A 21,055-nucleotide genomic window follows, 5' to 3' on the forward strand; every position below is an offset into this window, starting at 1 on the left:
TATGAGTAAATGCAGTGCTGATGAAACCCCCGTTTGCTGCTGTATGGACGTTGGCACCATCATGGACAACAGCGACTGCACGGCCTCTTATAGCCGTGTGTTCACCGATCGCGCCCAGGCCGAAGAGACTCTGGCCGCGCTGACGGAAAAAGCGCGCGGCGTTGAGTCTGAGCCGTGTGAAATTACCCCAACCTTCACCGAGGTTGACGGTGGCGTTAAGCTCGATATCGACTTCGTTTTTGCCTGCGAAGCTGAAACGCTGATCTTCCAGCTGGGCCTGCGTTAATCTTCCTCTAACGCTCCCGCTGTCGGGAGCGTTATCTGTGCTTTTCTCTGTGTTTTACCTCGCATTTTTTCGCCTCTCCGCTTGGCTAAATGTAAAAAAATGGTTAAGACTATTAGCAGGTCAGACCACTTTGCGCAGTATGTCAACAGGGGAGAGTTATGAGTCAGGCATTACCGCTTGTCACCCGTCAGGGCGATCGTATAGCCATTGTTAGCGGGTTACGTACCCCGTTTGCCCGCCAGGCCACTGCGTTTCATGGTGTTACCGCCATTGAACTGGGCAAGATGGCCGTGGGTGAGATGCTGGCGCGCAGCGAAATTGCGCCAGAGATCATTGAGCAGGTGGTTTTTGGTCAGGTTGTTCAGATGCCGGAGGCGCCCAACATCGCACGCGAAATCGTGCTCGGAACCGGGATGAACGTGCATACCGATGCCTACAGCGTGAGCCGCGCCTGCGCCACCAGCTTTCAGGCGGTAGCTAACGTGGCCGAAAGCCTGCTGGCGGGAACTATCCGCGCCGGTATCGCCGGGGGAGCCGACTCTTCATCCGTCCTGCCGATTGGCGTCAGTAAAACCCTGGCGCGCACCCTGGTCGATCTCAGCAAGGCTCGCTCCGGCGGGCAAAAGCTCAAGCTTCTCTCCCGCCTGCGCCTGCGCGATCTGCTCCCGGTGCCGCCTGCGGTTGCCGAGTATTCTACCGGGCTGCGCATGGGGGATACCGCCGAGCAGATGGCGAAAACCTACGGCATTAGCCGCGAGGAGCAGGACGTATTCGCGCACCGTTCCCACCAGCGCGCCGCTCAGGCGTGGGCCGACGGCAGGCTGGCGGAAGAGGTGATGACCGCCTATGCGCCGCCTTATCGCGATCCTTTTGTTCAGGACAATACGGTGCGAGCCAATGCGTCGCTCGCCGACTACGCTAAGCTGCGTCCGGCCTTTGACCGTCAGCATGGCACGGTCACCGCCGCCAACAGTACGCCGCTCACCGACGGCGCAGCGGCGGTGATCCTGATGACCGAATCCCGCGCGCGTGAGCTGGGGCTAACCCCGCTCGGCTACCTGCGCAGCTATGCCTTTACCGCCATTGACGTGAAGCAGGACATGCTGCTTGGCCCGGCGTGGTCGACGCCGCTGGCGCTGGAGCGCGCCGGGCTCACGCTTGGCGATCTGACCCTGTTTGATATGCACGAAGCCTTTGCCGCCCAGACGCTGGCTAACCTGAAGCTGATGGCCAGCGACCGCTTCGCCCGCGAGGTGCTGGGGCGCGATCGCGCCATTGGTGAAGTCGACGAGAGCCGGTTCAACGTGCTGGGTGGCTCTATTGCCTACGGGCACCCCTTTGCCGCTACCGGGGCGCGGATGATCACCCAGACGCTGCACGAGCTGCGCCGTCGCGGGGGCGGCTTTGGCCTGGTGACCGCCTGTGCCGCCGGTGGGCTGGGTGCGGCAATGGTTCTGGAGGCCGAATAATGGACATGAAGATTGAAATGGCAACCCCCTCCGCATTTACCCTTAGCGTGCGGCCGGACAATATCGCCGTCGTCACGATCGACGTGCCCGGCGAGAAGATGAATACCCTTAAGGCAGAGTTTGGCAGCCAGGTCCGCGCCATCATAAAAGCGATCCGTGACAATAAGGATCTGCGAGGCGTGGTCTTTATCTCTGCCAAGCCGGACAACTTTATTGCCGGGGCCGATATCAACATGATTGACGGCTGCACCACTGCCCAGCAGGCCGAAGCGCTGGCGTATGAAGGGCGGAAAATTATGTCCGATATTCACGCGCTCACCATTCCGGTGATTGCCGCTATTCACGGGCCCTGCCTCGGCGGCGGTCTTGAGCTGGCGCTGGCCTGCCACGGGCGCGTCTGTACCGACGATGCGAAAACGGTGCTGGGATTACCCGAGGTTCAGCTGGGGCTGCTTCCCGGCTCCGGGGGAACCCAGCGTCTGCCGCGTCTGGTGGGCGTCAGCACGGCGCTGGAGATGATCCTCACCGGCAAGCAGCTGCGGGCCCGCCAGGCGCGGAAGGTCGGGCTGGTGGATGACGTCGTCCCTCATGCCATTTTACTGGATGCAGCGGCGGCGCTGGCGCTTAAGGGCCGACCTGCGAGCCGTCGGCTGCCGGTAAAAGAGCGTATTCTCGCCGGCCCCCTTGGGCGGGCGCTGCTCTTTCATTTTGTAGGCAAAAAGACCCAGCAGAAGACCCACGGCAACTACCCGGCGGCATCGCGCATTCTGGACGTTATTCATATCGGGCTGGCGCAGGGCAAAGGCAGCGGCTATACGGCCGAGGCGCGTGCCTTTGGCGAGCTGGCGATGACGCCCCAGTCCCAGGCGCTACGGCAGATCTTCTTTGCCACCACCGAGATCAAAAAGGATCCGGGCAGCAGCGTCGAATCCGGCCCGCTACGGTCAGTGGGCGTGCTGGGCGGTGGCCTGATGGGCGGCGGCATTGCGTTTGTCACCGCCAGCAAGGCCGGGCTACCGGTGCGCATCAAGGATATCAACCCGACGGGCATTAACCATGCGCTGAAATACAGCTGGCAGCAGCTTGATAAAAAAGTGCGTCGCCGCCATATCAGATCCAGCGAACGCGACAGCCAGATGGCGATGATTTCAGGTGCCACGGACTATCGCGGCTTCTCTCAGCGGGACGTGGTCATTGAGGCGGTATTTGAAGATTTGAGTCTGAAACAGCAGATGGTCGCTGACGTTGAGGCCCACTGCGCACCGCACACTATCTTCGCCTCCAACACCTCCTCCCTGCCGATTGGCGATATCGCCGCCCGCGCGGCGCGTCCGGAGAAGGTGATTGGCCTGCACTTCTTTAGTCCGGTGGAGAAGATGCCGCTGGTAGAGATTATTCCCCACGCTGGCACGGATGAGCAGACCATCGCCACCACGGTGAAGCTGGCGAAAAAGCAGGGGAAAACACCCATCGTGGTAGCGGACAAGGCCGGGTTCTACGTTAACCGTATCCTTGCCCCCTATATTAACGAAGCGATGCGGATGCTGACCGAAGGTGAGCGTGTCGAGCACATTGATAACGCGCTGGTAAAGTTTGGTTTCCCGGTTGGCCCGATCCAACTTTTAGATGAGGTAGGAATCGATACCGGCACTAAAATTATACCTGTGCTTGAAGCGGCATATGGAGAACGTTTTTCACCGCCAGCAAATGTCGTCAGCGCAATTTTGAACGACGATCGCAAAGGCAGAAAAAATGGCCGTGGTTTCTATCTTTATGACGCGAAAGGGCGTACAAGCAAGAAACAGGTGGATCCGGCTATTTATCCGCTGGTGGGCGCAGCAGGCAGCGCACGTTTAACCGAGGCGCAGGTGGCTGAACGCTGCGTCATGATGATGCTTAATGAAGCGGCACGCTGTATTGATGAGAAGGTCATCAGAAGCGTCCGCGATGGCGATATTGGCGCCGTGTTTGGCATCGGTTTTCCGCCGTTTTTGGGCGGGCCGTTCCGCTACATGGATCGCCTGGGGGCGGACAACGTGGTGGCGACCCTTCAGCGTTTAGCCGCTCAGTACGGCGATCGCTTTATGCCCTGTGAGATTTTGTTACACATGGCGCAGCACGGCATCACGTTCTGGCCGAACAGGGAGGCCGAGCGGGTAAGTTAAGGTCTGGTAAGGGTAAATCTGGCGTTGAATAGGTCAATGCTGTTCAATTTATAAACAGAGATTGACGAGAGTTACGCCGTTGAGGTAAAACACAGCGTTTCATTCGACGAATGGATAAGGCACAATGCCCGGCCACTGCTCTCTCCCGATGCGTTCATGCTCGGGCGATATCAGTGCTTCTGGTTAACAAAAGCGGTGCAATATGCAAGTTTTTATCATGCGTCACGGCGACGCTGCTCTCGAAGCAGCCAGTGACTCGGTACGTCCTTTAACGCTGTGTGGCTGTGATGAGTCCCGTCAAATGGCGACCTGGTTAAAGGGACAAAAAGTAAACGTTGAGCGTGTGCTGGTCAGTCCGTTCCTGCGCGCTGAACAGACGCTGGAGAAGGTAGGGGAGTGTATGAACCTGCCGGACAGCGTTGATGTGCTGCCTGAGTTAACACCCGGCGGCGACGTGGCTCTGGTTGGCGACTATCTTCATGCGCTCGCCAGTAAAGGCGTCTCCTCGGTGCTGGTGATCTCTCACCTGCCGCTGGTCGGCTACCTGGTTTCCGAGCTCTGCCCGGAAGAGACGCCGCCGATGTTCCTGACCTCAGCCATTGCCAGCGTGACGCTGGACGGCGAAGGGAAGGGGACCTTTAACTGGCAGGTTAGCCCCTGCAACCTGAAAATGGCTAAGGCGATCTAACGCTGCCTGGCCATCGCTAAAGAGCCGCTTATGCGGCTCTTGTCATTTCTGGCGTTCGGCTGCGCTATTAAGGCACTTCATTAGGGTAGTTCTGGCGGCTGCCACTCCTCAACCTCGATCAGCACCAGCAGCGCCGCGTCGCCGCCGTACTCTTTCGGTGCCTGGTGGAAGGCCATCACGTGTGGATGCTGAGCCAGCCACAGCGGCGTCTGCTGTTTCAGGATGTGCTTGCCATGACCGTGCATCACGCAGGCGCAGAAGACGTGCTCCCGACGGCAGGCGGCGATCAGCGCCCCCAGCTCCTGCTTGGCCTGCTGCTGGGTTAAGCCGTGCAGGTCAAGAAACAGCTCCGGCGAATAGTCTCCCCGCCGCATCTTCTTTACTTCAAAGTGGCTCACGTCCGGGCGGACATACTTTACCGGCCCATCGGTGTTGAGCAGCGGCTGGAATTCATCAGAAAAGTAGTGGCTGGCGTCGGCCTGCTCCTGAAGCAGTCGTTTTACCGGCACGTCGCTGACTTTCTTGCGCAGGGGGCGGTGCACAATGGTGTCCTGCTTGATCTGGCGCGTGCCGGTCATCAACTGGCGGAACAGGGTCTGGTCCGCCTCGCTAAGTGATGTTTTCTTCTTCATTCATTCATCTCATTTCTGATTTTTTTCAGTTTACCCGACTCGTCGCGCTCTGTGTTCAGGCAAAATGCTTTTTTCCGGCTGGCCGTGCGCGAGAATGCTGATTTATCGGCGTCTTCATGGCAAACTAGCCGCCGAATTTATAGCAAGACATGTTCCGGAGGATAGCGTGGATAAAATATTTGTCGATGAAGCAGTGAGTGAGCTGCACACCATTCAGGACATGTTACGTTGGTCGGTCAGCCGATTCAGCGCGGCAAACATCTGGTACGGGCACGGTACCGACAACCCGTGGGACGAAGCGGTGCAGCTGGTGCTGCCGACTCTCTACCTGCCGCTGGATATTCCAGAAGATATGCGCAGCGCGCGCCTGACGTCCAGCGAGCGCCACCGTATCGTTGAGCGTGTGATCCGCCGCGTTAACGAGCGTATCCCGGTCGCCTATCTGACCAACAAAGCCTGGTTCTGCGGTCACGAATTCTACGTCGATGAACGCGTGCTGGTGCCCCGTTCACCAATTGGCGAACTCATCACCAGCCGCTTTGCTGGCATTATCAACCACCAGCCACAGCATATTCTGGATATGTGCACCGGCAGCGGCTGCATCGCTATCGCCTGCGCCTACGAGTTCCCGGAAGCGGAAGTGGACGCGGTAGACATCTCTACCGAGGCGCTGGCCGTGGCCGAGCACAATATCGAAGAGCACGGTCTGATCCATAACGTGACGCCTATCCGCTCCGATCTGTTCCGCGACCTGATTAAGGTGCAGTACGATCTGATCGTCACCAATCCGCCCTACGTGGATGAAGAGGATATGTCGGATCTGCCTAACGAGTATCGCCACGAGCCTGAGCTGGGCCTGGCCTCCGGCAGCGACGGTCTGAAGCTGACGCGTCGCATCCTCGCCTGTGCGCCAGACTATCTCACCGACGACGGCGTGCTGATTTGTGAAGTCGGCAACAGCATGGTACATCTGATAGAGCAGTACCCTGAAGTGCCCTTTACCTGGCTTGAGTTCGATAACGGCGGCGACGGCGTCTTTATGCTGACTAAAGCGCAGCTGCTGGCGGCCCGGGAGCACTTCAGCATCTACAAAGATTAATAAAACGATAACGCCTATTTAAATAAAGACAGTGGAGCCGTGATGGCAGGAAACAGTATTGGACAACTCTTTCGCGTGACCACCTTCGGGGAGTCACATGGCCTGGCGCTCGGCTGCATTGTCGACGGCGTACCACCGGGGATCGCCCTGAGCGAAGCCGATTTGCAGCACGATCTGGATCGCCGCCGTCCGGGCACCTCACGCTATACCACCCAGCGCCGGGAGCCGGACCAGGTGAAGATCCTCTCCGGCGTTTTTGAGGGTGTCACCACCGGCACCAGCATCGGCCTGCTGATTGAGAATACCGACCAGCGCTCGCAGGACTACAGCGCCATCAAGGACGTTTTCCGTCCGGGTCACGCTGACTACACCTATGAGCAGAAATATGGCCTGCGCGACTACCGTGGCGGCGGCCGCTCATCGGCCCGTGAAACCGCCATGCGCGTGGCGGCAGGGGCGATTGCCAAAAAATTCCTCGCCGAGAAATTGGGCATTACCGTTCGCGGCTGCCTGACCCAGATGGGCGATATCCCGCTGGAGATCAAAGCCTGGGACCAGGTTGAGCAGAACCCGTTTTTCTGCCCGGATCCAGACAAGATTGAAGCTCTGGACGAACTGATGCGCACCCTGAAAAAAGAGGGCGACTCTATCGGGGCGAAGATCACCGTGATTGCCGACGGCGTACCGCCGGGGCTGGGCGAGCCGGTGTTTGACCGTCTGGATGCCGATATTGCCCACGCGCTGATGAGCATCAACGCGGTGAAGGGCGTGGAGATTGGCGAAGGCTTTGCGTCGGTGGCCCTGCGCGGTAGCCAAAACCGGGACGAGATCACCCACGCGGGCTTTACCAGCAACCATGCGGGCGGCATTCTCGGTGGCATCAGCAGTGGCCAGCAGATTGTCGCCAATATCGCCCTGAAGCCAACCTCCAGCATTACCGTGCCGGGGAAAACCATCAACCGCACTGGGGAAGAGGTGGAGATGATCACCAAAGGCCGTCACGATCCCTGCGTGGGTATTCGTGCCGTGCCCATCGCTGAAGCGATGCTGGCGATTGTCCTGATGGATCACTTCCTGCGCCAGCGGGCGCAGAATGCGGACGTGGCGACAACCATTCCACGCTGGTAAACGATGAAAAAGACGCTTATTGCGCTGCTGGCGGTGCTCGCCAGCCATACCACGCTTGCGGCGACGCCGTGGCAAAAAATCACCCATCCGATTGCCGGTAGCGCGCAGTCGGTGGGCGCGTTCTCTAACGGCTGTATCGTCGGTGCGAGCGCACTGCCGATCCAGTCCGACGCCTATCAGGTGATGCGCACCGATCAGCGCCGCTACTTTGGTCACCCTGACCTGGTGCAATTTATTCAGCGCCTTAGCGGACGGGTGCATAATCTTAACCTTGGCACGGTGCTGATAGGGGATATGGGCATGCCCGCCGGGGGGCGCTTTAACGGCGGCCACGCCAGCCATCAAACCGGGCTGGACGTCGATATCTTCTTACAGCTGCCGAAAACGCGCTGGACCGCGGCGCAGCTGCTGAAGCCCCAGGCGCTGGATCTGGTCTCCCAGGATGGCAAGCACGTCGTCTCCTCGCTGTGGCAGCCAGAAATTAATCATCTGATTAAGCTGGCCGCGGAAGATAACGACGTGACGCGCATCTTTGTTAACCCGGCCATTAAGCAGCGGCTGTGCGAAGACGCGGGAACCGATCGCGACTGGCTGCGCAAGGTGCGTCCGTGGTTCCAGCATCGGGCGCATATGCACGTTCGCCTACGCTGCCCGGCAGATAGCCTGGAGTGCGTCGATCAACCGCTGCCGCCGCCGGGCGACGGCTGTGGCGCGGAGCTGCAAAGCTGGTTTGAACCGCCTAAACCTGCCTCAACGAAGCCTGAGAAGAAGACACCGCCGCCGTTGCCGCCTTCCTGCCAGGCGCTACTGGACGAGCATGTACTTTAATGGAAAATTTTAGCGATCTCTTTTTGGTCTCTCCGCTGCTGCTGGCAGTCCTTTTTTTCGTCGCCCTGCTGGCCGGGTTTATTGATGCTCTGGCTGGCGGCGGCGGGTTGCTGACTGTCCCGGCGCTGCTGGCGGCGGGCATGACCCCGGCCCAGGCGCTGGCGACCAACAAGCTACAGGCCTGCGGTGGATCGCTCTCGTCATCGCTCTACTTTCTGCGCCGTGGCGTGGTGAAGCTCGGCGATCAGAAGCTCAATATTCTGATGACCTTTATTGGTTCGACGACGGGTGCGCTGCTGGTACAGCATGTACAGTCCGACATACTGCGTCAGATCCTGCCCGTGCTGGTCATCAGTATCGGCCTCTACTTTCTGCTGATGCCGAAGCTGGGTGAAGAGGATCGCCAGCGTCGTCTCTACGGTCTGCCGTTTGCGCTGGTGGCAGGCGGCTGCGTGGGCTTCTACGATGGCTTCTTCGGCCCCGGCGCGGGTTCATTTTATGCCCTGGCGTTTGTCACGCTCTGCGGCTTCAACCTGGCGAAATCCACCGCGCACGCCAAGGTGCTCAACGCCACCTCGAATCTCGGCGGCCTGCTGCTGTTTATCATCGGCGGCAAGGTGGTATGGGCCACCGGGTTTGTGATGCTTGCCGGACAGTTTATCGGCGCGCGCCTCGGCTCGCGGCTGGTGCTGAGTAAAGGGCAGAAGCTGATCCGCCCGATGATCGTTATCGTTTCGGCGGTGATGAGCGCCAAACTTCTTTTTGACAGTCACGGACAGGAGATCCTCCACTGGGTGGGGATACACGCATGAGCAGTACGACACACCGCTACGAGCAGCTGATTGAGATCTTCAATGGCTGCTTTGCCGACGATTTTAATACCCGCCTGGTGAAGGGCGACGACGAGCCTATCTACCTTCCGGCTGACGACGAGGTCGACTATCACCGGATCGTTTTTGCCCACGGCTTTTACGCCAGCGCGCTGCATGAGATTTCACACTGGTGCGTCGCCGGTAAGGCTCGTCGGGAACTGGTGGATTTTGGCTACTGGTACTGCCCGGACGGTCGCGATGCCGCAACCCAGGGGCAGTTTGAAGACGTCGAGGTGAAGCCTCAATCTTTTGAATGGCTCTTCTGCGTGGCGGCGGGCTTCCCGTTTAACGTCAGCTGCGACAACCTTGAAGGTGACGTCGAGCCGGATCGCATCGCCTTCCAGCGCCGGGTGCATGCCCAAGTGATGACCTGGCTGGAGCAGGGGATCCCCGAGCGTCCGGCGCGGTTTATCAAAGCGTTACAAGATTATTATCACACGCCGTCTTTAACGGCAGACCAGTTTCCGTGGCCGGACGATCTGAACTAGCGCCACGGTTTTTAAAGAGGAAAGAAGATGATCGCGGAATTTGAATCACGCATTCTGGCGTTAATTGATGACATGGTTGAGCACGCCAGTGACGATGAGCTTTTCGCCAGCGGTTACCTGAGCGGCCACCTGACGCTGGCCGTCGCCGTGCTGGAAAACGGTGACGATCACTCCCCGGAGGCGGTTTACGCCCAGGTGACCTCCAGCCTTGAGCAGGCGATTCAGGGCGGTGAACTCTCTCCGCGCGATCAGGTGCTGGTGCTGGAGATGTGGGAGAGACTCTACCAGCAGGCCAGGGGTTAAGTTCAGTCACGCCCGGTGGCGCTACGCTTACCGGGCCTACAGGCCTGTAGGCCGGGCAAACGCAGTGCCGCCCGGCGAACCATCTTTACACCTGAGCACGTTTCACCGCCTTCCCCTTCAGCAGTTTTCTCACCCACAGACGATTAGGATTCAGCGCCGCCAGGGTCTCAGCCTCCAGCGGGATCGGCTCGTCGCTCATCTGCGCCGCCAGGATCTCTGCCGCCAGCGGAGCGCTGCACAGCCCGCGTGAACCCAGCGCGCCGAGCATATACAGTCCCGCATGCACCGGGGCCGAGACGGCATACTCCTGATGCTCGGCCAGATCGGCATAGTTCTCCATGGTAACCGCATAATCGGCGACGTTACCCACCATAGGCAGATGATCCCGCGTGGCGCAGCGTACGCCGCAGCGGGCAGATTGGCCGCTGACGTCTACCTCTTTTGCCCACTCCGCCTCGGGGAAGCAGTCGATTAATCGCTGGCGATTGTGCTGCTGATCCTCTTCGCTGTAGCTCGCCTCCTGCTGACCGCGATGGTAGCTCGCGCCGATGCAGTGCTCGCCGTTAGTGGGATTCTGCGGCGTCAGGTAGCCGTCATAGCACAGCACCTGACGCAGCGCCGACAGCCCAGGGCGGGCAGGGATGTGGCTCACCTGGCCGCCAACGGCGTAGACCGGCAGGTTCTCCGTCTGGGTAAACTGATTGACGCGGTGACCGTTCGCCAGCACTACCGTCTGATGGCAGGCGCTTTCGCCTTGAGTAAACGTCAGCTGCCAGCCCGCCTCTGTAGCAGTGAGGGCGTTCACCTCGGATTGATAACGCACGCGCAGGCCCTGAGAGACCGCCAGCTCTAGCGCGGCGGCGGTAAGCTGGGCTGGGCAGAGCCAGCCGCCTGCCGGGTACTGAATGCCGCCGCAGCCGGTATCTACGCCGGTGGTCGCCTTCACCGCTTCGGCATCCACCGCCACGGCCACTTCAGGAGGGAGTGCCAGGCTAAGCATCTGGGCAATCTTCTGCTGGCTCTTTTCGTCCCAGCCAAGCTGGGTGACGCCGCACCAGTCGCGGTCGAACTCAACCGGCAGGGTATCGTACAGCCTGCGGGCGAAGGTAAAGGCGGCCGGGAAGAAGCGCGCCAGGGCCGGATCGTGGGCGCTCAGCAGAGGATAGAGCGCCCCCTGACGATTGCCGGATGCTCCCTGAGCGGGCGCATCGTCGGCACAATAAAGGGTCACCTGCCAGCCCCGGCGCAGCAGGGCCAGCGAGAGCAGGGCGCTGGCAATGCCGCCGCCAACAATCGCGGCCTCCTGACCTGCTGCCGGGGTGCGGGCAAACCATGGCGTGCGCGGGGCGGGGTTCAGCGTCTGCTGCATCTCGCCGGTCAGCATCTCGCGCTTGCGGCCAAACCCTTTTCTTTTTTGCATGCTGAAGCCCGCCTCCTGCAATCCTCGACGGACAAACCCGGCGGAGGTAAAGGTGGCGAGCGTGCCACCGGGGCGTGCCAGGCGGGCCATGGCATTAAACAGCGACGGCGTCCACATCTCTGGGTTTTTCGCTGGGGCAAAGCCGTCAAGAAACCAGGCGTCAACCTTCTGGTTGAGGGAATCATCCAGCGCATCGGTTAAGGTATTAATATCGCCAAACCAGAGATCGAGCGTAACGCGTCCGCCTGCCAGCAGCAGACGGTGGCAGCCCGGCAGGGCGGCAGGCCACTGCGCCTGGAGCTGCTCAGCCCAGGGCGCCAGCTCGGGCCAGTGCCGGTGCGCCTGGGCCAAATCCGCCGCCTTTAGCGGAAATTTTTCAAAACTGATGAAGTGTAATCTTTGCAGCGTAGCCTGCGGGTGTGCGAGCAGAAATGCATCAAACGCCTGCCACAGCGTAAGAAAGTTCAGCCCGGTGCCGAAGCCGCTCTCGGCAACGATAAACAGCGGGCGTGGATGCAGCGGAAAACGGGTGCCAAGCTGGTTACCGTCGAGGAAAACGTGGCGCGTCTCCTCAAGTCCATTATCATTAGAGAAATAGACGTCGTCGAAATCTCGGGAAACAGGTGTACCCTCAGCGTTGAATTCGAGGTTGGCAGATTGTATAGCGGTTTGTTTCACGTAAGTTACTCGCGTGGCAGGCAGTGGCACGATCTTAACGATGTCGGCCCGCTGGCGCAAATTTCTCCAGAAATTGGCTGATCGGACTTGTTCGGCGTACAACTGTACGCTATCTTGCGAATCGAATCTTATAATAGTGCGAATGACAGAGGTATTGAATGAAACGTGCAGTGATTACTGGCTTGGGCATCGTTTCCAGCATCGGTAATAACCAGCAGGAAGTCCTCGCATCTCTGCGTGAAGGGCGCTCAGGGATCACTTTCTCCCAGGAATTTCACGATTCCGGTATGCGCAGCCACGTATGGGGTAATGTAAAACTGGACACCACGGGCATGATTGACCGCAAAGTGGTCCGTTTCATGAACGATGCCGCCATCTACGCCTTCCTCTCTATGCAGGAGGCCATCGCTGATGCTGGCCTGAGCGAAGAGGTTTACCAGAATAACCCACGCGTGGGCCTGATTGCTGGCTCCGGCGGCTCTTCCAAAGCGCAGGTCTTCGGTGCGGACGCAATGCGTAGCCCGCGCGGCCTGAAAGCGGTTGGCCCGTATGTGGTCACCAAAGCGATGGGCTCGGCGGTCTCCGCCTGCCTCGCGACGCCGTTCAAAATCCACGGCGTAAACTACTCTATCAGCTCCGCCTGTGCGACCTCTGCACACTGTATCGGTAACGCGGTTGAGCAGATCCAGCTGGGCAAACAGGACATCGTTTTTGCTGGCGGCGGCGAAGAGCTGGGCTGGGAAATGGCCTGTGAGTTCGACGCGATGGGCGCGCTCTCTACCAAGTACAACGACGATCCGGCGAAAGCCTCCCGTACCTACGACGCTAGCCGTGACGGTTTCGTGATCGCAGGCGGCGGCGGTATGGTGGTGGTGGAAGAGCTGGAACACGCTCTGGCACGCGGCGCGAAAATCTATGCGGAGATCGTGGGCTACGGCGCCACCTCCGACGGCGCTGACATGGTGGCTCCGTCTGGCGAAGGCGCGGTGCGCTGCATGCAGATGGCGATGCACGGTCTGGACACCCCGATCGACTACCTGAACTCCCACGGCACCTCTACTCCGGTAGGCGACGTGAAAGAGCTGGGTGCGATCCGTGAAGTCTTCGGCAACAACAGCCCGGCTATCTCTGCTACCAAAGCCATGACCGGTCACTCGCTGGGTGCGGCGGGCGTGCAGGAAGCCATCTACTCCCTGCTGATGCTGGAACACGGCTTTATCGCCCCAAGCATCAACATCGAAGAGATGGACGAGAAAGCAGAAGGCCTGAACATCGTCACCGAGACGACCGAGCGTGAGCTGAACACCGTGATGTCCAACAGCTTCGGCTTTGGCGGCACCAACGCCACGCTGGTAATGCGCAAGCTGAACAAATAATTGCCCTCCGGCAAAGTAAAAAGGAGCCTTCTGGCTCCTTTTTTTATGGCTAAAGCCACGGGCAATTATGTGACACGCGTCCGGCAATCTGCCGCATCGGTTGCTATCCTCCCCTATATTCCAACGAAGAGGGGGTACAGATGGCTGGATTTAAAGCAGATTTTCTTTGGGGCGGGGCGGTGGCCGCGCATCAGCTGGAGGGCGGCTGGCAGGAGGGCGGCAAAGGCATTAGCGTTGCCGACGTGATGACCGCCGGGCGGCATGGCGTGCCGCGAGAAATTACCGAAGGCGTCATCGAGGGGAAATACTATCCCAACCATGAAGGCATCGACTTTTACCATCGCTATCCGCAGGACATTAAGCTGTTTGCGGAGATGGGCTTTAAATGCTTCCGTACCTCTATCGCCTGGACACGCATCTTTCCTCGCGGCGACGAGCTGGAGCCCAACGAAGCCGGGCTGCAGTTCTATGACGATCTCTTTGACGAGTGCCTGAAGTACAATATCGAGCCGGTGATCACCCTTTCACACTTTGAGATGCCCTATCACCTGGTCACCGAATACGGCGGCTGGCGCAACCGCCAGACGATTGAATTCTTTGTCCGCTTTGCCAAAGCCGTTTTCACTCGTTACCAGAAGAAAGTGAAGTACTGGATGACCTTTAACGAGATCAACAACCAGGCCAACTTCAACGAGGATTTCGCGCCGTTCACCAACTCGGGGCTGCACTATAAGCCGGGTGAGGATCGCGAGAAGATCATGTATCAGGCTGCGCACTATGAGCTGGTGGCCAGCGCACTGGCGGTGGAAGCCGGGCACGCGATTAACCCGGAGTTCCAGATTGGCTGCATGATCGCCATGTGTCCGGTCTATCCGCTCACCTGCGATCCCAACGACATGATGATGTCGGTCAACGCTATGCACCGCCGCTACTGGTTTGCCGACGTGCACGTTCGGGGCTACTACCCGAAACACACCCTGAACTACTTTGCGCGAAAAGCGTTCAACCTTGATATGACCGAAGAGGATCTGCGCATCCTGCAGCGCGGCTGCGTCGACTACATTGGCTTTAGCTACTACATGTCGTTTGCCACCAAAGCCACCGAGGATAATCCTCGCCTCGACTATGACGAAACCAAAAGCCTGGTGACTAACCCGTGGGTAAAAGCCTCTGACTGGGGCTGGCAGATCGATCCGGTGGGGTTACGCTACTCGCTGAACTACTTCTACGATCTCTACCAGCAGCCGCTGTTTATTGTCGAAAACGGCTTTGGCGCCATCGACAAGCTGGAGGCGGACGGCACGGTGGACGACAGCTACCGCATCGCCTACCTGGGCGACCATATTCGCGAAATGAAGAAGGCGGTAGAGGAAGATGGCGTCGACCTAATGGGCTACACCCCCTGGGGCTGCATCGATCTGGTCTCGGCGGGCACCGGCGAGATGAAAAAGCGCTACGGCTTTATCTATGTCGACAAGGACAATGAAGGGAAAGGTACGCTGGCGCGCAGCAAGAAAAAATCGTTCGACTGGTACAAAGAGGTGATCAGAAGCAACGGCGAGAACCTGTAGCGGGAAAAGCCAGTCAGCGGCTGCGCTGACTGGCTGGCACTGCATCAGGGGATAATCCGCTCGCTCTTGAGTCGATCAAACAGCCCGGTAAATGAATCCAGCGTGCTGCGATAGCCGATAAACCCGGCCTTGCGGCTTTTACTCATATCGGTAAAGGCCTCCATCGGGCGGCCCAGGTCGGCATCGGTATGCCACCAGGAGACCAGCTTGTTGATGTCCGCCTCACGCAGCTGATGGTGCGCAGCAATCGTCCGCCAGGCGGCCTCGGCCTCCAGCATCCGACCCTCCAGGGGCATCATCTTCTCAGGGTAGGGGGCGGCCTCAATACCAAAATAGGCGGCGAGGCGCGGCCACAGCCACTTCCAGCGGAATACGTCACCGTTAACGGCGTTGAAGTCCTCGTTAGCTGCCGTCGGGCTGGTGGCTGCCCATTCCAGCTGCTCGGCCAGCAGGCTAGCATCGGTCACGTCCGACACGCCGTTCCACTGCTCAGGGGAGCCTGGGAAGATAAAGGGCCAGCCTTTTTCCCGGCACAGGGTGGCGTAAACCGCCAGCGTCTGGCCCATGTTCATGGCATTACCCAACGCATAGCCGACAATGGTATGCGGACGGTGCACGCTCCAGCGGTAGCCATACTTCTCTGCCCCGGCGAAAAGCTCGTCCTCCTGGGCATAGTAGAAGTTCTCCACCGGCTGCCGACCCTGCTCTTCGCGGAAAGGGGTCACCGGTACAGCGCCTTTGCCGTAGGCTTCAAACGGACCAAGATAGTGCTTAAGTCCGGTGACCAGCGCCACGTGTGCCCCGTGTAGACGGTTACCCAGCGCCTCAATGACGTTTTTCACCATCGCGCCATTCACGCGGATATTCTCTTTCTCGCTCTCCTGGCGCGCCCAGACGCTAAAGAAGAGCGCATCCGGTTTGACCGATTTCAGCGCTTCGCTGACCGCCGCCGCGTCGGTCAGATCCGCCGTCAGGCTGGTACAGCCCGCGAGCACGTCGCCGCGTCCGCGTGACAGACCGGTAACTTCCCAGCCCTCTTCCAACAGCTTCTCTGCCAGGGCGCGTCCAATCACGCCGCTGATACCCACTATCAATGCTTTTTTGCGCATCGCGCTCTCCTCTTAACCAGGCCAGATAAAAAGCCTAATAGAGAATTGCGTTCTTATCCCGGTTATCTGCGTCAGGTACGCGTTAAATCACCAGCCAGATCAGCGCCAGCACCACCAGCAGCGCGATGGCAATCAGGCCCGGACGGGCAGAGAGCGACTTGAACGACTCCATCACCGGGGCGAACAGTGGGTTGTAGATCGGCTGGATATGACGCGGCTCCAGCAGGGCTTCGTTACGCTCGGCGCGGCGCAGGAAGATGTGGTTGAGCAGATCCTGCACCTGGGCGGTGGTCAGCACCGTCTGCGGCGTGACCTGATACGTCTGCTGAGCATAATCCTGAATGCCCTGCCATTCGTGCGCGTCCAGCGGCTGCTTCAGAGCCGACTGCACCGTATGCAGGGTCGGCGCCGTCTGGGTGCTCAACGTCTGGCGCGCCTGCAGCCAGGTCAGCAGGTGAGCAAACTGCTTGGCCGGGATCGGCTCGCCGGTCTTTGCGCCGGAAAGCTCAATCATCGACTGCCAGATCAGCTTGCTGGATTCACCCGTGGCGGCAGCCAGCTTGGTGACTGCCTGGTTCAGCGTATTGTGCTCGGCAGGCAGCATCGGGCGATCGGTGGCCGGGCGCTGCTGCGGCTGGGGGATCGCCAGCTCGCCTTTCTGCAGCATCACCAGCACGGTTTTAAGCTGCTCGGGAGAGAGCTGGCTGAGCGCCGTCTGGCCAAACTGATGGCGGATAAACGTGCTCACCGCCTGGCGATTGTTGCCCTGGCCCAGCAGCTCCGTCAGTTGCGAAAGCACCTGGCGGTTGGCGTTATTCTGGACGGCACTCTCCAGACGCTGGGACAGGCTCTGCTCGGCGGCAGGGAAGTGCCTGGAGAGCAGGGGAGCATCGTTTTTTAAACCCAGATCGTGCTTCACCCCGGCCCAGACTTCGGCGCTCTGCTGCTGCGTCAGGGCCACCAGACGGGTAATCAGCCTCTCCAGCACCGTGCGCTGCTGGGTGGAGAGGGGCTGGTCGCCTGCGGCTGTGGTGGGGGTGGTCGGCTCTTGCCCGGGAGGGCGCGCCGGCGCACCCTGAATGGGTTGCATCATCTCTGTCCTTCTCTCTTACCTATGCGGCTCGCGTAACGGTCTGCGGCATTGTCAGTATGCCTGGCGGCGAGATTATGGCACACTTGCGCCGTTATCTCCCGTTCTCATACAGGTACCGTAACGTGAAAATCCTCGTTGATGAAAATATGCCTTACGCCCGCGAACTCTTTAGCCGTCTGGGCGAGGTTAAACCCGTTCCTGGCCGCCCGATCCCTGAGGACGAGCTGGCTGACGCGCAGGCATTAATGGTGCGCTCCGTCACTAAGGTCAATGCGTCACTGCTCAGCGGGACCGCCGTTAAATTTGTCGGTACGGCTACCGCCGGAACCGATCATGTCGATCAGGCGTGGCTGGGCGAGGCGGGGATTGGCTTCTCTGCGGCACCGGGCTGCAACGCGATTGCGGTGGTGGAGTACGTCTTCTCCGCCCTGTTGATGCTGGCCGAGCGCGACGGTTTTACGCTGAAAGACCGCACCGTGGGCATTGTCGGCGTCGGCAACGTCGGGTCGCGTTTACAGGCGCGGCTAGAGGCGTGGGGCGTGCGCACCCTGCTGTGCGATCCGCCGCGTGCCGATCGCGGCGATGCGGGGGATTTCCGCCCGCTAGAAGCGTTGGTGCGCGAGGCTGATATTCTCACCTTCCACACGCCGCTGTTCAAAGAGGGGCCGTACAAAACGCTGCACCTTGTCGACGACGCGCTGATTAGCGCCCTGAAGCCGGGGGCGATCCTCATCAACGCCTGCCGGGGCAGGGTGGTGGACAACGCTGCGCTGCTCATGCGTCTGGAGGCCGGGCAGGATCTCAGCGTGGTGCTGGACGTGTGGGAGCCGGAGCCGGATCTCAACGTCGAGCTGCTCAAGCGGGTCGACATCGGTACGCCGCACATCGCGGGCTATACGCTGGAGGGCAAGGCGCGCGGCACCACCCAGGTCTTTGAAGCTTTCAGCGCGTTTATCGGCCATCGCCAGCAGGTTGCCCTCGATACCCTGCTGCCCGCGCCGGAATTTGGCCGCATCACCCTGCATGGCCCGCTCGATCAGCCAACGCTGAAAAGACTAGCCCATTTGGTGTATGATGTGCGCCGCGACGATGCACCCCTGCGTAAAGTGGCGGGCATCCCGGGTGAGTTTGATAAGCTGCGCAAAAACTATCTTGAGCGCCGCGAGTGGTCATCGCTCTATATTCAGTGTGATGACGCCGAGGCCGCAAGCCTGCTGCATAAGCTCGGTTTTACCGCCGTCTATCACCCGACGCACTAAACTTATTCTCTTTCGCTCTCCGCCCTGCTGCGGGGAGCGTACTGCTATTGTCTGGAGTAAACCACCATGTCAGAAGGCTGGAACATTGCCATCCTGGGCGCAACCGGCGCTGTCGGCGAAGCCCTGCTCGAAACGCTTGCTGAGCGTCAGTTCCCGGTGGGCGATCTGTATGCGCTGGCCCGTCACGAGAGCGCCGGTAAAGATCTGCGCTACGTAGGTAAAACAATCTATGTCCAGGACGCCGCCGAGTTTGACTGGACGCAGGCGCAGCTGGCCTTTTTCGTGGCCGGTGCGGAGGCTTCAGCTACCTATATTGAAGAGGCGACTAACGCGGGCTGCCTGGTGATCGACGCCAGCGGCCTGTTTGCGCTGGAGCCGGACGTGCCGCTGGTCGTGCCGGACGTTAACCCGTTTGTGCTGGCCGACTACCGCAACCGCAACGTGATTGCCGTTGCCGACAGCCTCACCAGCCAGCTGCTGACCGCGCTGAAGCCGCTGATTGAGGAGGGTGGCCTGTCGCGCATCGCCGTGACTAACCTGCTGTCGGTCTCAGGTCAGGGCAAGGCGGCGGTAGATGCGCTGGCCGGGCAGAGCGCCAAGCTGCTCAACGGCATTCCCGTCGATGAAGAGGATTACTTTGGCCGCCAGCTGGCGTTTAACATGCTGCCGCTACGGGTTGATGGCGAAGGCAGCGTCCCTGACGAGCGTCGCGTCGTCGACCAGGTGCGCAAGGTGCTCCAGGATGACGGTCTGATGATCTCCGTCAGCAGCGTCCAGGCACCGGTCTTCTACGGTCACGCACAGATGGTTAACTTTGAAGCCCTGCGTCCGCTAGCGGCGGAAGAGGCACGCGACGCCTTTGCCCGCGGCGAAGAGATCGTTCTCTCTGAAGCCGGGGAGTTCCCCACCCAGGTGGGGGATGCCTCCGGGAGTACGCATCTCTCCGTTGGCTGCGTGCGTAACGACTACGGCATGCCGGAGCAGATCCAGTTCTGGTCCGTTGCCGACAACGTGCGCTTCGGCGGCGCGCTGATGGCGGTGAAGATTGCCGAGAAGCTGGTCCAGGAGTATCTCTACTGATGTCAGAGGTGCAGGAGAAGCCGGTCTATCGGATCGCGCTGGGCATTGAGTACGACGGCAGCAAATATTACGGCTGGCAGCGGCAGAACGAAGTCCGCAGCGTGCAGGAGAAGCTGGAGAAGGCGCTCTCGCAGGTCGCGAACGAGCCGATCTCGGTCTTCTGCGCGGGCCGCACCGATGCGGGCGTGCACGGCACGGGGCAGGTGGTGCACTTCGAGACCACCGCCCTGCGTAAAGACGCCGCCTGGACGCTGGGTGTAAATGCGAATTTACCTGGTGACATTGCGGTGCGCTGGGTGAAAGATGTGCCCGATGATTTTCATGCCCGATTTAGCGCTACGGCTCGCCGTTACCGCTACGTCATCTACAACCAACGTCTGCGTCCGGCGGTGCTTGGCCAGGGCGTGACGCACTACCATCAGCCGCTGGACGCGGAGCGGATGCACCGCGCGGCCCAGTGTCTGATTGGCGAGAATGACTTTACCTCGTTCCGGGCGGTACAGTGCCAGTCGCGCACGCCGTGGCGTAACGTGATGCACATTAACGTAACCCGTTACGGTGCATATGTGGTGGTCGATATCAAAGCCAATGCCTTTGTACATCATATGGTCAGGAACATTGTCGGCAGCCTGATGGAAGTAGGCAGCCACAACCAGCCGGAGAGCTGGATAGCAGAGCTGCTGGCGGCAAAGGATCGTCGGCTTGCAGCGGCAACGGCAAAAGCGGAAGGGCTGTACCTGGTCGCGGTAGACTACCCCGCCAGGTTTGAACTGCCGGTATTGCCTATGGGTCCGCTGTTTTTAGCGGACTAAATGCAGACAGACAAAGGCTAATGACATGGATTTTATCTACTTTCTGATCGACTTTATCCTGCACATTGATGTGCATCTGGCGGAGCTGGTGGCCGAATACGGCATCTGGATCTACGCCATCCTGTTCCTGATTTTATTCTGTGAAACCGGGCTGGTGGTCACGCCGTTCCTGCCGGGCGACTCGCTGCTGTTCGTGGCCGGGGCGCTCTCTGCGCTGCCGAGCAACGATCTCAACGTGCATATGATGGTGATGCTGATGATTATCGCGGCGATCCTCGGCGATGCGGTGAACTACACTATTGGCCGCCTGTTTGGCGATCGGCTATTTAGTAATCCCAACTCCAAAATCTTCCGTCGCAGCTACCTCGATAAAACCCACGCGTTCTACGACAAGCACGGCGGCAAGACCATCATTCTGGCGCGATTTGTGCCGATCGTTAGAACCTTTGCGCCTTTTGTGGCGGGAATGGGGCATATGTCCTATCGTCATTTTGCGGCTTATAACGTCATCGGCGCGCTGCTGTGGGTATTGCTGTTTACCTATGCAGGCTATCTGTTTGGCGATCTGCCGGTGGTACAGGAGAATTTGAAGCTGATGATCGTCGCGATTATCGTGCTCTCTATCCTGCCAGGCATCGTCGAAATTATTCGTCATCGACGGGCGGCATCACGACAGGCAAAATAGGAAGCCGGCAACGG

20 protein-coding genes are annotated in these 21,055 nt (G+C 59.6%); 16 read left to right on the plus strand and 4 right to left on the minus strand.

Annotated elements, in window-relative coordinates; translation table 11 throughout:
* The first annotated feature begins 1 nt into the window (after window position 1).
* From EV102420_RS04540 to sixA, 4 genes are all read left to right on the plus strand, one after another.
* The gene (locus EV102420_RS04540; protein WP_042389495.1) at window positions 2-286 is read left to right on the plus strand and encodes a YfcZ/YiiS family protein; all 285 of its coding nucleotides are present in this window, start codon (window positions 2-4) and stop codon (window positions 284-286) included.
* A 158-nt stretch (window positions 287-444) separates the two neighbouring features.
* The gene (gene fadI, locus EV102420_RS04545) at window positions 445-1,755 is read left to right on the plus strand and encodes an acetyl-CoA C-acyltransferase FadI (RefSeq protein WP_042389496.1); all 1,311 of its coding nucleotides are present in this window, start codon (window positions 445-447) and stop codon (window positions 1,753-1,755) included.
* A 17-nt stretch (window positions 1,756-1,772) separates the two neighbouring features.
* A complete protein-coding gene (fadJ, locus tag EV102420_RS04550; RefSeq protein ID WP_042389934.1) occupies window positions 1,773-3,920 on the plus strand; it encodes a fatty acid oxidation complex subunit alpha FadJ in 2,148 nt (715 codons plus the stop codon).
* Between the two features lie 202 nt (window positions 3,921-4,122).
* Window positions 4,123-4,608: a phosphohistidine phosphatase SixA gene (gene sixA / locus EV102420_RS04555; protein WP_042389497.1), complete on the plus strand. Its 486-nt coding sequence runs from the start codon at window positions 4,123-4,125 to the stop codon at window positions 4,606-4,608.
* An 80-nt stretch (window positions 4,609-4,688) separates the two neighbouring features.
* On the opposite strand, the gene smrB is transcribed toward sixA, so the two are convergent.
* Entirely contained in the window at window positions 4,689-5,240 is a 552-nt protein-coding gene (gene smrB, locus EV102420_RS04560) for an endonuclease SmrB (protein ID WP_042389498.1), read from the minus strand.
* A 166-nt stretch (window positions 5,241-5,406) separates the two neighbouring features.
* Between smrB and prmB the strand changes: the two genes are divergently transcribed.
* From prmB to EV102420_RS04590, 6 genes are read left to right on the plus strand one after another with little or no spacing between them, the layout of a single operon-like run.
* Window positions 5,407-6,339 (plus strand): 50S ribosomal protein L3 N(5)-glutamine methyltransferase, encoded by a 933-nt coding sequence (gene prmB, locus EV102420_RS04565; protein ID WP_042389499.1) that lies wholly within the window; start codon window positions 5,407-5,409, stop codon window positions 6,337-6,339.
* 42 nt (window positions 6,340-6,381) lie between these two features.
* Window positions 6,382-7,467 (plus strand): chorismate synthase, encoded by a 1,086-nt coding sequence (gene aroC / locus EV102420_RS04570; protein WP_042389500.1) that lies wholly within the window; start codon window positions 6,382-6,384, stop codon window positions 7,465-7,467.
* Window positions 7,468-7,470: 3 nt separating this feature from the next.
* Entirely contained in the window at window positions 7,471-8,295 is an 825-nt protein-coding gene (gene mepA, locus EV102420_RS04575; protein WP_042389501.1) for a penicillin-insensitive murein endopeptidase, read from the plus strand.
* Window positions 8,295-9,107 (plus strand): sulfite exporter TauE/SafE family protein, encoded by an 813-nt coding sequence (locus EV102420_RS04580; RefSeq protein ID WP_042389502.1) that lies wholly within the window; start codon window positions 8,295-8,297, stop codon window positions 9,105-9,107. Before mepA ends, EV102420_RS04580 begins: the two co-directional genes overlap by 1 nt.
* Window positions 9,104-9,655 (plus strand): elongation factor P hydroxylase, encoded by a 552-nt coding sequence (locus EV102420_RS04585; RefSeq protein ID WP_042389503.1) that lies wholly within the window; start codon window positions 9,104-9,106, stop codon window positions 9,653-9,655. The genes EV102420_RS04580 and EV102420_RS04585 overlap by 4 nt, the downstream gene beginning before the upstream one ends.
* A 27-nt stretch (window positions 9,656-9,682) precedes the next feature.
* Complete coding sequence (locus EV102420_RS04590; RefSeq protein ID WP_042389506.1) at window positions 9,683-9,958, plus strand: YfcL family protein; 276 nt, start codon at window positions 9,683-9,685, stop codon at window positions 9,956-9,958.
* Between the two features lie 85 nt (window positions 9,959-10,043).
* Here EV102420_RS04590 and mnmC read toward each other — a convergent pair whose 3' ends face one another.
* Window positions 10,044-12,056: a bifunctional tRNA (5-methylaminomethyl-2-thiouridine)(34)-methyltransferase MnmC2/FAD-dependent 5-carboxymethylaminomethyl-2-thiouridine(34) oxidoreductase MnmC1 gene (gene mnmC / locus EV102420_RS04595; protein WP_174435472.1), complete on the minus strand. Its 2,013-nt coding sequence runs from the start codon at window positions 12,054-12,056 to the stop codon at window positions 10,044-10,046.
* A 158-nt stretch (window positions 12,057-12,214) separates the two neighbouring features.
* On the opposite strand from mnmC, the gene fabB reads away from it, so the two are divergent.
* Complete coding sequence (gene fabB, locus EV102420_RS04600) at window positions 12,215-13,432, plus strand: beta-ketoacyl-ACP synthase I (RefSeq protein ID WP_042389508.1); 1,218 nt, start codon at window positions 12,215-12,217, stop codon at window positions 13,430-13,432.
* Window positions 13,433-13,572: 140 nt separating this feature from the next.
* Window positions 13,573-15,003, plus strand: coding sequence for a 6-phospho-beta-glucosidase (locus EV102420_RS04605; protein ID WP_042389509.1), 1,431 nt, complete (start codon window positions 13,573-13,575; stop codon window positions 15,001-15,003).
* A gap of 44 nt (window positions 15,004-15,047) precedes the next feature.
* Here EV102420_RS04605 and EV102420_RS04610 read toward each other — a convergent pair whose 3' ends face one another.
* Window positions 15,048-16,112, minus strand: coding sequence for an SDR family oxidoreductase (locus EV102420_RS04610; protein WP_042389510.1), 1,065 nt, complete (start codon window positions 16,110-16,112; stop codon window positions 15,048-15,050).
* An 82-nt stretch (window positions 16,113-16,194) separates the two neighbouring features.
* Window positions 16,195-17,202: a flagella biosynthesis regulator Flk gene (gene flk, locus EV102420_RS04615; protein ID WP_042389512.1), complete on the minus strand. Its 1,008-nt coding sequence runs from the start codon at window positions 17,200-17,202 to the stop codon at window positions 16,195-16,197.
* Window positions 17,203-17,327: 125 nt separating this feature from the next.
* On the opposite strand from flk, the gene pdxB reads away from it, so the two are divergent.
* The 4 genes from pdxB to EV102420_RS04635 all read left to right on the plus strand — a co-directional run bounded on the left by pdxB (window position 17,328) and on the right by EV102420_RS04635 (window position 21,041).
* A complete protein-coding gene (gene pdxB / locus EV102420_RS04620) occupies window positions 17,328-18,464 on the plus strand; it encodes a 4-phosphoerythronate dehydrogenase PdxB (protein WP_042389515.1) in 1,137 nt (378 codons plus the stop codon).
* Between the two features lie 66 nt (window positions 18,465-18,530).
* The gene (locus EV102420_RS04625) at window positions 18,531-19,544 is read left to right on the plus strand and encodes an aspartate-semialdehyde dehydrogenase (RefSeq protein WP_042389517.1); all 1,014 of its coding nucleotides are present in this window, start codon (window positions 18,531-18,533) and stop codon (window positions 19,542-19,544) included.
* Window positions 19,544-20,356: a tRNA pseudouridine(38-40) synthase TruA gene (gene truA, locus EV102420_RS04630; RefSeq protein ID WP_042389519.1), complete on the plus strand. Its 813-nt coding sequence runs from the start codon at window positions 19,544-19,546 to the stop codon at window positions 20,354-20,356. Before EV102420_RS04625 ends, truA begins: the two co-directional genes overlap by 1 nt.
* A 25-nt stretch (window positions 20,357-20,381) precedes the next feature.
* A complete protein-coding gene (locus EV102420_RS04635) occupies window positions 20,382-21,041 on the plus strand; it encodes a DedA family protein (RefSeq protein WP_042389521.1) in 660 nt (219 codons plus the stop codon).
* Window positions 21,042-21,055: the final 14 nt, after the last annotated feature.

Origin of the sequence: Pseudescherichia vulneris NBRC 102420 (genome assembly GCF_000759795.1) — a bacterium.
Classification (GTDB): Bacteria; Pseudomonadota; Gammaproteobacteria; order Enterobacterales; family Enterobacteriaceae; genus Pseudescherichia; species Pseudescherichia vulneris.